The 11,437-nt window shown below is 67.7% G+C and carries 9 protein-coding genes and 1 pseudogene; 4 read left to right on the top strand and 6 right to left on the bottom strand.

Features of this window, described 5'->3' with window-relative positions; all coding sequences use genetic code 11:
* Nucleotides 1–33 precede the first annotated feature (33 nt).
* On the top strand, nt 34–1,116 hold the full coding sequence (locus D7V97_RS02095; RefSeq protein WP_120608891.1) for an SMI1/KNR4 family protein: 1,083 nt from the start codon (nt 34–36) through the stop codon (nt 1,114–1,116).
* 211 nt (nt 1,117–1,327) lie between these two features.
* Here the strand turns inward: D7V97_RS02095 and D7V97_RS02090 are convergent, their stop codons facing one another.
* The gene (locus D7V97_RS02090) at nt 1,328–2,545 is read right to left on the bottom strand and encodes a hypothetical protein (RefSeq protein ID WP_147444651.1); all 1,218 of its coding nucleotides are present in this window, start codon (nt 2,543–2,545) and stop codon (nt 1,328–1,330) included.
* A gap of 348 nt (nt 2,546–2,893) precedes the next feature.
* Here D7V97_RS02090 and D7V97_RS02085 point away from each other — a divergent pair, with 348 nt between their 5' ends.
* Nucleotides 2,894–4,924, top strand: coding sequence for a PHB depolymerase family esterase (locus tag D7V97_RS02085; RefSeq protein ID WP_233582462.1), 2,031 nt, complete (start codon nt 2,894–2,896; stop codon nt 4,922–4,924).
* 310 nt (nt 4,925–5,234) lie between these two features.
* Here the strand turns inward: D7V97_RS02085 and D7V97_RS02080 are convergent.
* Nucleotides 5,235–5,528 (bottom strand): annotated as a pseudogene (locus D7V97_RS02080) (helix-turn-helix domain-containing protein); the annotation flags it as partial.
* 227 nt (nt 5,529–5,755) lie between these two features.
* Here D7V97_RS02080 and D7V97_RS46430 point away from each other — a divergent pair.
* Nucleotides 5,756–5,884, top strand: coding sequence for a hypothetical protein (locus D7V97_RS46430; protein ID WP_255424743.1), 129 nt, complete (start codon nt 5,756–5,758; stop codon nt 5,882–5,884).
* Nucleotides 5,885–5,936: 52 nt separating this feature from the next.
* Here D7V97_RS46430 and D7V97_RS02075 read toward each other — a convergent pair whose 3' ends face one another.
* Together D7V97_RS02075 and D7V97_RS02070 are read right to left on the bottom strand one after the other, a co-directional pair.
* Nucleotides 5,937–7,736, bottom strand: coding sequence for an SIR2 family protein (locus D7V97_RS02075; RefSeq protein WP_120608888.1), 1,800 nt, complete (start codon nt 7,734–7,736; stop codon nt 5,937–5,939).
* 123 nt (nt 7,737–7,859) lie between these two features.
* On the bottom strand, nt 7,860–8,003 hold the full coding sequence (locus tag D7V97_RS02070; RefSeq protein ID WP_199728676.1) for a hypothetical protein: 144 nt from the start codon (nt 8,001–8,003) through the stop codon (nt 7,860–7,862).
* A 389-nt stretch (nt 8,004–8,392) separates the two neighbouring features.
* Between D7V97_RS02070 and D7V97_RS02065 the strand changes: the two genes are divergently transcribed.
* Nucleotides 8,393–9,103 (top strand): CARDB domain-containing protein, encoded by a 711-nt coding sequence (locus D7V97_RS02065; RefSeq protein WP_158623246.1) that lies wholly within the window; start codon nt 8,393–8,395, stop codon nt 9,101–9,103.
* A gap of 100 nt (nt 9,104–9,203) precedes the next feature.
* On the opposite strand, the gene D7V97_RS02060 is transcribed toward D7V97_RS02065, so the two are convergent.
* Entirely contained in the window at nt 9,204–10,436 is a 1,233-nt protein-coding gene (locus D7V97_RS02060; RefSeq protein WP_368668863.1) for a cytochrome P450, read from the bottom strand.
* Between the two features lie 203 nt (nt 10,437–10,639).
* Nucleotides 10,640–11,413, bottom strand: a complete 774-nt coding sequence (locus tag D7V97_RS02055; RefSeq protein ID WP_233582461.1) for a lipoxygenase family protein — start codon at nt 11,411–11,413, stop codon at nt 10,640–10,642.
* Between the last annotated feature and the right edge of the window lie 24 nt (nt 11,414–11,437).

Here is an 11,437-nt window from a genome sequence, read left to right as displayed (position 1 = left end):
TTCACCGGCCGGATTTATGTAGGGTCCGGTGCCATGACAACCGAGCTGCGCCCCAAGGGCGTCCCGCCCGAAGCGACCTTTGATGCCGACGCCAACCTCTGGCGAGATGGCGGCCCGAGCGACGCGCGCGAGCGCCTGTGGATCCATCCGTCGGGCCTCCTGCTTCTCGACGCCCCACGCAAGAACGGCAAGCTCGACGGTGAGGTCAAGTGGTCGCTCGCCATCCACCAGATGTCCGAGCACGCGCCGCGCGTGGCCCTGCAGGCCGCGCTCGGCCTCCCGAAGGGACCGAATCAGACGATGCTCGCGACGTTCGCGGACGGTGCACTGGTCGAGGTGCGCTTCCGCGCCGGCTTCGACTTCCCGGACACGCTGCGGGTCCCGCTCCGTGACGGCGCGGTCGACGGCACCGTCGAGTGGGTGGTCGGGCCGGTCGACGGTGCGCTGTTCGAGTATGCCGGCACCACGCTCCAGGCCAAGGTCTTCAAGGTTCCCAAGCCATGGCCCCATCGCCTGACGGCGGTCTTCGTCAAGGGCAAGCTGAAGAGCGTGGCGTACTTCGCCAAGGACGGCACGCCGCTCGACATCCCCTCCACCACGATTGCCGAGTGGGGAGAGGACGTCGAGGCGAGTGCCCTGTCCGGCTACATCGAGCGCGGCGACTTCGCGGCGGACGCGGCGCGCTTCTTCCCGAAGGCGGGCCGCGTGGCGAAGCCTGGCAGTGAGAAGGTCCGCGCCGCTCCCGCGGGCCGCGCGCTCGACGACGCGGTGACCGGCGGTGGCGTGCCAGTGATGACCATCGCGTTCGACTTTGAAACCTATGGCTTCGACTGCAAGAAGAATGACTTGTACGGAGCAAACGACGACAAATACGTCGGCATCGCGAGCGATGGCTCCGGAGAGATGTTCCTTCTCGACACCACCACGGGAGAAGTCGTCCGCTACGCCCACGAGGAAGGCACTGTCGCACCGGCCTTCACGTCGCTCGATCTGCTCGCCTTTTCGCTCCTTCGCGTCGAGGCGGCCGCCAAGAAGCTGATCCCGAAGGCGAAGCTCTCGGCGCTGTTCAAGAGGCTCGGCCTGAAGACGGCCAGCGCACTCCTGAAAGAGTACTGAGCGCGCGTCCACGGCGCCGGTGCTGGGCGGCTCCCGGAACGTCCTCGCCATCCAGGGCTACCGGCTGCTCTCCTTCGAGATACCTCGCCATGGGCAAGGATGGCCTCCTGTTCATCGCGCGAAGCAATGGGAGCGTTGCCGCCATCGCGGTGAAGTGAGCCGCACGCGGTAGGGACGCAGGAGCGCGACCCTGCGTCCTTCCGCGCCGGAGTCAGTGGGCCTGACCGGTGAGGAACTGGTTGCGCACCTGGAGCATCGCCACGCGGACGTTCTCCAGGCTGCCCACGAAGAGGAAGCTGCGGAACGAGTAGGTGCCGGGCGCCAGGCCGGTGCGGCGGAACACGGCGCTCCACTTGGTGGTGGAGTTGGCGGGGTTGCCGCCGTCGATGAACGAGAAGCGTGCGTAGCGGCTCGCCGTGCCGCCGTCCGGGAGGTTCGGAGACCAGACGCCCAGGGCCGCCGAGCCGTCCGGCAGCGAGATGATGACGGGCTCGTCCTGCTCCGTGTTCGCCGGGGACTGCGCGATGAGCCCTCCCGTGGCGAAGTTCATGGCGTAGAACGAGGAGAACTCGCCGGACAGGTAGGCCGTGGGGCCCTCGAGCTGGAACGCGCTCGCGTACCGCGGAAGCTGCACGGCGGTGATGAACTCGATGGCGTGACGAATGCCGCCGAAGCCCACGCGCACGTCGGTGTTCATCCGGTAGTCGGACACGTTCGTGGTGTTGACGGCGCGCACGCAGTTGCCCGAGGGGAACGGGTGCGCCTGCCCCGCGGCGAGCCAGTAGGCGGGCAGGTTCTGCACGGCCAGGCGCGAGGGCTCCGTGTAGACGCCCTCCAGCACGCTGGTGGTGGTGGACGCGAGCCCGTCGTTGCTGCTGCCCGCCTGGGTCGGGTTGTAGCACTCGCCTTGGTTATCGATGATGACCGCCGTCTGGAGCTGGCGGCCGTGGTCATACGAGTTGATGAACTCGCGCCCGTTCCACATCAGGCTGTCGATGGCGCCCGCCGTGCGCGTGGAGGCGCTGATGCGGATGATGTCGTTCCCCACCGTCCAGCGGCCGTAGCCGCCCGCGTAGTGGCCCTGACGGCCCTCGTTGGCGCCGTAGATCAGATAATGATTGAGGGCCCCGGTGTAGTTGCCCGCGCCGTAGGCCGCGCGCACATCCGCGTGCAGGTCCAGGTACTGGCGCGTGTGGAAGCTGGACACGGCCTGCCGCCCCTCGCGGATGCCGCTGGCCTGCCAGTGGTTCATCGCCTGCTGCGGCGTCCGGTAACCCGCCCGCATCAGGTCCGCGTTGTTGTTCAGGTAGAACAGCCAGTTGAAGACGCGCGGGTCAAAGACGTCCTGCGCCTGCGCGGCCTGGGAAAACCCCAGCGTCCCCAGCACCAGCGCCAGCTTCAGGACCGCTGCCCATCGGGTGTGCCTCATCGTCACGGCCTCCTCGCGCGGCTTCCTCTCGCGCATGCCGCCCAGCCTGGAGGAGGAAGGGTATTCTGGGAAGTCAAGTTTTCAAGAAATGCCTGTTACGCGGTAGGCCATGACGTGTTCACACGTTTCAGTTGAGGCCTCTCGGTTGGGAACCCCGGGGACGGCGCAGTGCGCAAATGCTCTCATGCGGAGAAGTTGATGCATGATTCAGGAATCATCTTGGCGCCGCCCGTCAAGGTGATACCTTGCGCCCTCTTTCCAGGGAGGGTTTCCATGCACGGTCAGCGCTTTGGACGTCTTTGCTGTGGGCTCCTCGCATTGACTGTCCTGGGGTGCGACCCCCTGGGGATGCCGGTGGAAGGGTCTTCCGGGGAAGCACCCGCGTTCGCCGAGGTCCAGAGCGGGCTGACGCAGGTCACCAGCTTCGGCACCAACCCCGGCAACCTGAGGATGTGGACGCACGTGCCGGCCAGCATGCCGGCCAACGCGCCCCTGGTCGTCGCGATGCACGGCTGTACCCAGACGGCGGCCGCCTACGCGAACACCGGGTGGAGCGCGCTGGCCGGGTCGCTCAAGTTCTACGTCGTCTATCCGGAGCAGGTGAGTGGCAACAACTCGACCAGTTGCTTCAACTGGTTCGAGCCTGGGGACACCGCACGCGGTCAGGGCGAGGCGCTCTCCATCAAGCAGATGGTGGACCAGATGAAGGCCACCTACTCCATTGATCCGAGCCGCGTGTTCGTCACCGGCCTGTCGGCCGGCGGCGCGATGACGCACGTGATGGCCGCCACCTACCCGGATGTCTTCTCCGGCGCCGCGGTGATGGCCGGCATTCCGTACGGGTGCGCCACCTCGATGACGGGCGGCTTCAGTTGCATGAGCCCGGGCGTGGACAAGACGCCCACCGCGTGGAGGGACCTGGTGCGAGGCGCATTCCCCACCTATACGGGCGCCTACCCGCGCATCTCCATCTGGCACGGCACCTCTGACTTCACCGTGAAGAACACCAACCTCACCGAGGGGGTGGAGCAGTGGACCGCGGTGCACGGCATCGACCTGACGGAGGACGTCAACGAGACGGTCGCCGGCTACCCCCACAAGGTCTACAAGGACGCCGCGGGCAGGGCGCTGGTGGAGACCTACTCCCTCACCGGCATGGGGCACGGCACGCCCATTGATCCGGCGTTCAACTTCCCCGGAACCACCGTGGCCTGCGGCACGGCGGGCGCATACGTGCTGGACACGGACATCTGCTCCACCTGGTACGTGGCGAAGTTCTTCGGCCTCGACAACACGGATTCGGTCGCGCCCACCGTGAGTCTCACGGCGCCGGGCAACGGCTCCACCGTGAGCGGCGCGGTGCAGGTGACCGCCACCGCCGCGGACAACGTGGGCGTCTCGCGGGTGGAGTTCTTCATCGACAACGCGCTGGCAGGCACCGACCCGGCCGCGCCCTACGCGTTCACCTGGAACAGCGCCACGGCGGCCAATGGCATCCACGCGCTGGTGGCCAGGGCCTACGACGCGGCAGGCAACACCGCCACCTCGAGCACCGTCACGGTCACCGTCACCGGCGGCACCTCCGACACGACCGCCCCCACGGTGAGCTTCACCGCTCCCACCGCCGGGGCCACCGTCTCGGGTGCCGTCACCCTTGCCGCCAACGCGACGGATGACCGGGGCGTGACGAAGGTGGAGTTCCTCGTCGATGGCGCCGTGGTGGGGCAGGGGGCGGCGGCGGCGCAGGCCGGGCGCTTCGAGCTCAGCTGGGACACCACCGCCTACGCCACCGGGACGCACACGCTCCAGGCGCGTGCCTACGACGCGGCGGGCAACTCGGCCGTCTCCGCGTCGGTGCTGGTGACGGTGGCCCGGACTTCGGCGAGCTTCACCGAAGGCTTCTCGGCCAACGGGCCGGACAACGCCGGTTGGAGCCTCACCACGTGGGCGCTGGACGCCAGCGACCAGACGGGCAGCACGGGCAGCAAGTCCATCCTCGGAGCGGCCACCGCGGCCTTCAACACCGTCACCCGGACGGCCAGCGTCAGCGTGGCGCTGACGGCCAACCCCCGGCTGACCTACTGGCGCAAGCTGGACCTGTCCTGCGCCAACACCACCGCCTCGGCCGCCTTCCGCGTCATCGTCAATGATGGCGTGGACACGGTGGTGGACTCGGCGGTGAAGAGCGGCCTGGGCACCCTCACCGAGGCCAACTGGACGCAGCGGGCGGACCTGGACTTGTCGGCGTTCGCCAACAAGAACGTCGTCATCAAGTTCGTCGTCACCGTCACGGACACCAGCACCAGCAATCTCAGCCGGTCCAAGGCGTGGGTGGACAGCATCCGTGTGGGGCCGCAGGGCACGCTTTCCCCACGGTGATGGCCCGGGCGGAGTCGCCACCGCGCGAGCCGCCCAGGTGACGGCAGAAGACAGCGGCTGTGGAGCTGGCCCGGACGCTGGTGAGAATGGCAAGACACGTCGACTCAGCCCGAGGAAGCCCCTCCGTTTATTTCTGTGCGCCAACTTCGCCGCAAGAGTGCCCTGGCTGGCACGCGCCGGGGCCGCGCAGCGACTCGTTTGCTTGCAGCCGTTCCTCGCGCTGCTGGGCGAAGAGCTCCCGGGCCTTCGCCTGCTGCTGTTGGTCCAGGAGCGGCTCCACGTCTTTCCAGGCGGCGTTCTCGTTGTTCTCCACCGCGCGCTGCACGGTGCGCACGCTGGCCTCCAGGCCCTCCTGGGCCAGCAGGGCCTGGACCACGACGGCGTTGCCCTCCGCGGCTGAGTCCCAGAGTTCCACCGCGCGCTGCTGCTCGGCCGCGGTGAGCCGCCGTGCCTTCGGCCGCACCTGCGTGTCGGCCCCGCGCCCCGCACGCAGGTAGCGTCTCACCGTGTTGCGCGCCACGCCCACCTCGCGCGCGATGCGCTTGTGGCCCCAGCCCGTCTCCGCCAGCGCGCGCATCCGCCGCACGACTTCCTGCTCGACCATCGACTCCTCCGCTGTCGCGCGGAGGGCTACTACTGCCGTCGCTCCCATTGCTGACTACCTCCCTGGTTTGCAGGCCCGGGGAGGGGGGCAGTTTTAGTGTCGCGAGGGGGTCAATTTTGCTGTCGCTCTACAGCTACGCCGCGGGCGTTGTGGCTTCTTTACTTCCTTCATGTCGGACACCGTACCTGCCTCTTCCTTGGTGTCCACTGAAGCGGATCACGCCCACCATGTATCCGCGCGGCACGGGCGCCAACTACCTCGAGTTCGGCGTGTACCGGGGCGGCAATAGGATCTTCGCGGCGGACTTCCGCGACGCTCGGTTCGCCTACGGGACGACGCGGGAAATCGTCCAGTAACGGGGCACGGCTCTCCACGCCATCGACGCGCGGGAAGACGCTGTGCGCTTCCTCAATCGCGAGGAGTTCCAGGCGCGATGAAGCGCACGGTGCTTCCGGCCACGGCCGCGAAGACCACTTCCTTGTCTCCGAGGTTCTGGAGCGGTCCCGGTGCCCAGCCCCGCTGGGGCGACGGCCAGACGTCCACCGTCCAGTCCTCTGGGATGTGGAACATCCGGGCGATGTCCCTGAGGCGGACGGGCGACCCCGTCGTGAGAGGGCGGGAGTCCGAGAACTCCAACGCCGGAATGTGAAGGTGGTGGTAGCTGGGCGGCCCTCCCTCCAACTCGATGGAAACCCAGATGCGCAGGTCCTCGCAGCCAAGGAACTCGGGCAGGTAGAGGCGTCCCCGGCGCAGCTCGGTATAGACGCCTGGATCCACCACGTGGACGACCATGCGGAGGTCGTCCGACGACTCCCCGGCGCGCGCGAAGTCGCCAAAGGCGCTGGCCATTTCAGCCAGTGCGTGCGCAGGTCGGAAGGGCGGTTTCGCGTCGCGCGCGCCATCCAGCTCCGGGCCGCTGGCGAACAACTGGGCATGCACCGTGGTGAATCCCATTTGCTGTGCGTGAGCCAGTAGGTTCCGCGTCGCCCAGTACACCGCCGCCAGGGTCCGCTCGCCATCCCAGTCGAACCTCCCGGCGGAAGACCTCTCTTCCCGCGCGACGACGGCGAAGACGGGATGGTCGCCATAGCGGGCCACGTAGTGTCCAAGCATGCGGTGAGGGACACCGGGCGCGTAGGTCTCAACGAGCTGCTTGATGGGAGGGCTGAGCCACAGGCGGCCGCGACCCAGCTCACCGCCTGCGCTCACGGCCAGGCAGCCATGGGCCTCCAGGGTATCGGGTAGCGGCGTGCTCTCCACCGAGAAGCACGCGGTGCGGGCTTTCGTCGGATGGGGGACCTGGTAGTCCCAGCGACTGGGCGTCGGAGCAACGGCGATGGCGTGCTTGAGCTCCCGCAGATGCCGCTGGCGGTCCGAGTGGTCCGCCAGGTTGTCCTTGGGCACCGCGTACTCGACGACGGCGACCTGGAACTCGCGCAGGAGGAAGTCCACGTCCAACTCACCTTCGGGGGCGAAGGCGAAGTGCAGGTGGCCGTTGGGACCGTAGAACTCGCGGATCTCAGAGAAGAGATCGAGGAAGTACTGCTCCTGCAGGCCGGAGCCCACGAACAGGAGGCTCCTGTTCCGGTAAACCTCCGCGAAGGTGCGCCGGAAATGCGGCTCCCGGTGAGTCACGCGGCGGTACTCCTCGTGGCCCACGATCAGCTCGGATGCCAGCTGGTTCTGCGAATCGAAGTGTTCGGCGCAGGGCGTGTCCAGGTAGCCCTGGATGGCCCAGAGCGCAGGGGACAGGGGCTCACGCAGGACGCGGCCCACCTGGAAACAATGCATGGGGGAGCGTCCGAGCACGAGCGGTCGGGTCTTCCACTTCGAGACGACGGTGGATGCATAGAGGTTGTCGTAGTTGGTGGTGATGACCAGCGGCCACCAGATGTCTGCGAGGCATTCGATGCCTTCCGGAATCCGCACGGGGGACGCGGCGAGCGCCTCATGAACTGCCTTCTCGAGCGCCCCTTGTCCGCGATGGCGGAGCGCGAGGACCGTCTTGTTCGCCCGACGGATGAGGGCTGCGGTGTCGCGCCCGGTGCCCACGCCGGTGGCCGCGGAGGTTTCCAGATGCGTGATGAAGTCTCCCCAGCCCGGGCACGTGGGGCGTGACAGTCCCGCGCCGATGAAGGGGACCAGGAGGCCCCGGTGGTAGAGCGAAGCGAGTCGTGGCGCGACCCACCTCCAGTCTGGTTTCACCATGGCGTTCCCCCAGGACGGACGCGCGCAGCTTGCCCGGACTTCCAGCACGCTTCCATCGTCGAATCAGCGGAGAGACTGACAGCGTAGCACCGTGGGACTGAGCAACGAGGGGCCGTGTGCGCGTCAGCGCCCCTGGAACCGGGGCGGGCGGTGCTCGGCGAAGGCGGAGAAGGCCTCCGCCAGGTCATGCGACTGGAGGAATGCCGAGTTCCACACCGCCACGTAACGCAGCCCGTCCGCTATGCTCCGGCGGGAATCATCTTTCACGACGCCGCATAGGCATCCACCGCTCTTTTGCAAATACTACCAAGGACGCGAAAGCAATAGTGGATTCCCCCGAGGGCGGAAACCACCTCGGACGGGGCAATTTTCACCCTCACCAAGAACTCTTGATTTGAATACCTGAGATTGTCCATTCTCAAGGAATGACAAAACTCAAACAGCTCCTGGTGGCGGTCTTCGCATTGACTTTCATTGCCGCGGCGCCTGCTCAAGCGGCGATCGGGGTCACGACAGTCACCGCCCCCGCGACGATTCCCAATCCCTATTCCATCTTCACGATCAACTATGGCCTGAATGGAAGCAGCCCGCTGGCGTCAGCACAGCTCCGGTTCTACCTGGCGGCCACCCGGCAGGGGACCAGCAACCGGGTCCTGATGCGCTCAACGCAGATCCTGCTCGGGCGGGCCGGAACGGGGCTCTACCTTCCTCCCACTGGCACCCAGTCGGCGTCCTTCTCCTACGCCACGGTCCAGGCCAGTGCGCAGGCGGTGCTGGACGCGGCCACGACCGCCTGCGTTCCGCAGAGCTTCTACATCCAGGTCGAAGCGGATTCTGGAACCCCGTGGGGCGACGACACGCTGATTGGCACCACCAAGCTGCCCGACTTCTTCTTCACGGCCGGGACGCTGACCCCCGCGACCATCACGCCGGGCGGCACCGTCACCTTCACGGCGGACCTCTACACCGCCTGCCCCGTGAATGCCCCGTCCACGCTGGGGGTCTTCCTGGCGGACGCCAACTACAACCTGCTCAGCTACATCGGCGGGATTTCCGTGGGCGCCGGAACGGGGACGTTCCCCGTCGCGCCCACGGCCATCACGTTCTCGTCGGCCATCGCACCGGGAAGCTACTACCTGGTCCTCGCGGCGGACGTGGACGCGGTCATCGCGGAGAGCAACGAGAACAACAACACGGGCGCCTTCAGCCTGCAGGTCGTCGCGAGTCAGCTGTTGGCGGTGCAGGGCTCGGCCAGCGCATTGGATTCCGACCTGCCCGGCCCGGTCCGCGCGAACATCGAGCAGGACGCCCCGTCGATGGGGTTCGTGGACGGCTACGTCCAGGCTTTCGGTACGCTGTCGCGCTGATGAGGTGAGACGCCCGCAGGGACCAGGGGCATCCGGCCCTGGTTCCTGCGGCGGTGTTGGAGATGCTGCGGAGTTGCAGGACGCCGTCCCATCCCGGAGTTCAGGCGCTCCGCACCCGCACGTCCAGTGACGCCTGGGCCGTCCGTGCAACGAACTTCCCGGTAACGCCCTTCGGCAGCACCACGCCGAAGAAGAAGCCCTCCTCGAAGGGCTCCGTGGAATCGACGTGGACCTTCACGCGGGAGGCAATCGTCGCGAGCGCCGTCTTCAGGAACACCATCGCGAAGTCCGCGCCCACGCATGCGCGCGGCCCCCGGCCGAACGGGAAGAAATGGCCGCTTCCCAAGGGGTCACGCACCGCCCCGCCGTCCAGCCGGCGCTCCGGCTTGAACGTGTCCGGCTCCGGCCAGTGGGCCGGGTCGCGGTGCAGGTGCTGATTCGTGATCATGATCATCGCCCCCGCTGGCAGCGTGACCCCGGCGAGCTGCGCGTCCTTCGACGGCGTGCGCGTCATCACCCGCACCGCCGGCAGGACGCGCAGTGACTCCAGGATGACCGCCTCCACCCACTTCGCCCCGTCCAGCTTCGCCACCGTCAGCGGCCCATCCATCAGGGACGCGGCTTCCGCGGCCAGCCGCGCATCCGCCTGCGGATGCTTGTTGAGCTGGTGGAACGCTCCCACCAGCGTGACGCTGGAGGAGAACGCCCCGCCGAAGTACGTGCCGCCCAGCATGTGCGCCAGCACTTGGTCATCAATGCCCGGCTGCTCCTCCAGGTAGCGCGACATGACGTCCACGGCCCGGGAGCCATGCCGCTTGCGCGCCTCGCGGATGCGGTCCACGAAGTGCCCGTAGAAGCGCGCCTTCGCCTCCTCGAAGCCCTTGGGCGGCTTGACGAACTTCAGCGGCAGTTTGGCCTGGATGCGCGCATCCGCCGCCTTCGCCAGCAGCATGAAGTCCTCGAACACCTGCTCCGGCAGCTTCTCGCTCACCAACGCGACCGAGAACGCATCGAACGTGAGCCGGCGCAGGTCCGGCGCGAGGTCGATGGCGTCCCGCTTCAGGAGCGCGTCCACGGATTCGGAGATGGCCGCTTGCATGGGGCCCACCATGTCCGCCAGTGACTCCGCGGCCCATGGCCGGGCCGTGGGCTCCATGGCGCGCTTCTGGACCCAGTCTCCTCGCAGCTCCGCAGTGAAGGACGTGTCGTCCGTCGTCGAGGGGCGGATCTGCTCACTGATGTTCCCCTTCTCGAACTCCGTCCGGCGGGGGGATTCGTAGACCTCCGCGATGAGCGCCGGGTCGTTGAGCACCAGCCCCGGGTTGGGCCCCATCCAGATGAGGGTGACGCCGCCGTACTCGCGGCCATAGCGCGCGCAGACGTCCCAGGGGAAGCCCCCAGGAAGTCCCCGGCGGTGCCGAGGATCCCCGGCTGGGGGCCGGGCAGCGACGCGAACGGCTTGCGCTTCGCGCCGAAGAACAGGTTGAAGATGCCGCGAGAAAGAGCGTTGGGCACGGGTGGTATCTCCTGGCGGCGCTAGACGGTGATGCCGCAGGGGATGCGGTCGGCCTGCAGGACGGTGTAGGGCACGGCGGCCTTCGCGTTGCGCGCCTTCACGGCCTCGCTCTGCGCGCGCAGGCGGGTGTGGAAGCGGTCGCGGATGGCGATGAGGTCCGGCTCCTGGAAGTAGTCCTCGCGCCAGCCGCCCTCGTGGAGCAGGTACTCCTCGTCGTCGCCGAAGCTGGACAGCGCGCGGCCCACCGCCACCTGCCAGAGCATCTGCGTCTTGGAAGGAATCATCGCGTCGATGTCCTTCTCACTGAGGACGCCCTTCTTGCGCGGCGGCGCCTGGCGCAGGCACAAGGGCGCGTTGGGCACGAAGGCGTAGTGCTCGTACTGGAGGTAGTTCACCGCCGCGTGCTGGACGCTGACAGTGAAGAGTACGGTGGTGAGGATGTCGGTGAGGTCGGAGACGCGCTTCAGCTCCGCGCACGGCAGCTTCTCCACGGGCAACCCGTGGTCGACGAGGTCCTTCCACCAGCGCTGCATGTCGGTGTCGCGCACCAGCTCCGCGTCGGACGCGTAGAAGTGCCCGAGCACCCCACCGACGTACTCCTCCAGGGCCTCCCACAGGAGCAGCGAGTCATCGCGGTAGGGGTAGTGCGGGAGCACCGCCGGGTCGAGCACGCCACGGCGCTCGATGTCCGGGCGCGGCTTGTTGTCCGCGAGCGTCCAGGCCCGGTACCCCTTCTTGCCCAGGAACACGTGGCCCTGGTCGGGGCCGCCCGTGGCGATGAGGTCGTCGAACACGCCGCCCGCTCTGGCACGGCACCT

It is taken from the genome of Corallococcus sp. CA053C (assembly GCF_003611675.1).
GTDB lineage: Bacteria > Myxococcota > Myxococcia > Myxococcales > Myxococcaceae > Corallococcus.
This window is presented reverse-complemented; position numbering and strand designations above follow the sequence as displayed.

Excerpts from the sequence above, each read along its gene's own strand:
- D7V97_RS02095 (WP_120608891.1), top strand. The coding sequence starts at position 34 with ATGACAACCGAGCTGCGCCCCAAGGGCGTCCCGCCCGAAGCGACCTTT.
- D7V97_RS02090 (WP_147444651.1), bottom strand. The coding sequence starts at position 2,545 with ATGAGGCACACCCGATGGGCAGCGGTCCTGAAGCTGGCGCTGGTGCTG.
- D7V97_RS02085 (WP_233582462.1), top strand. The coding sequence starts at position 2,894 with ATGCCGGTGGAAGGGTCTTCCGGGGAAGCACCCGCGTTCGCCGAGGTC.
- D7V97_RS46430 (WP_255424743.1), top strand. The coding sequence starts at position 5,756 with ATGTATCCGCGCGGCACGGGCGCCAACTACCTCGAGTTCGGCGTGTAC.
- D7V97_RS02075 (WP_120608888.1), bottom strand. The coding sequence starts at position 7,736 with ATGGTGAAACCAGACTGGAGGTGGGTCGCGCCACGACTCGCTTCGCTC.
- D7V97_RS02065 (WP_158623246.1), top strand. The coding sequence starts at position 8,393 with ATGCGCTCAACGCAGATCCTGCTCGGGCGGGCCGGAACGGGGCTCTAC.
- D7V97_RS02060 (WP_368668863.1), bottom strand. The coding sequence starts at position 10,436 with ATGGGGCCCAACCCGGGGCTGGTGCTCAACGACCCGGCGCTCATCGCG.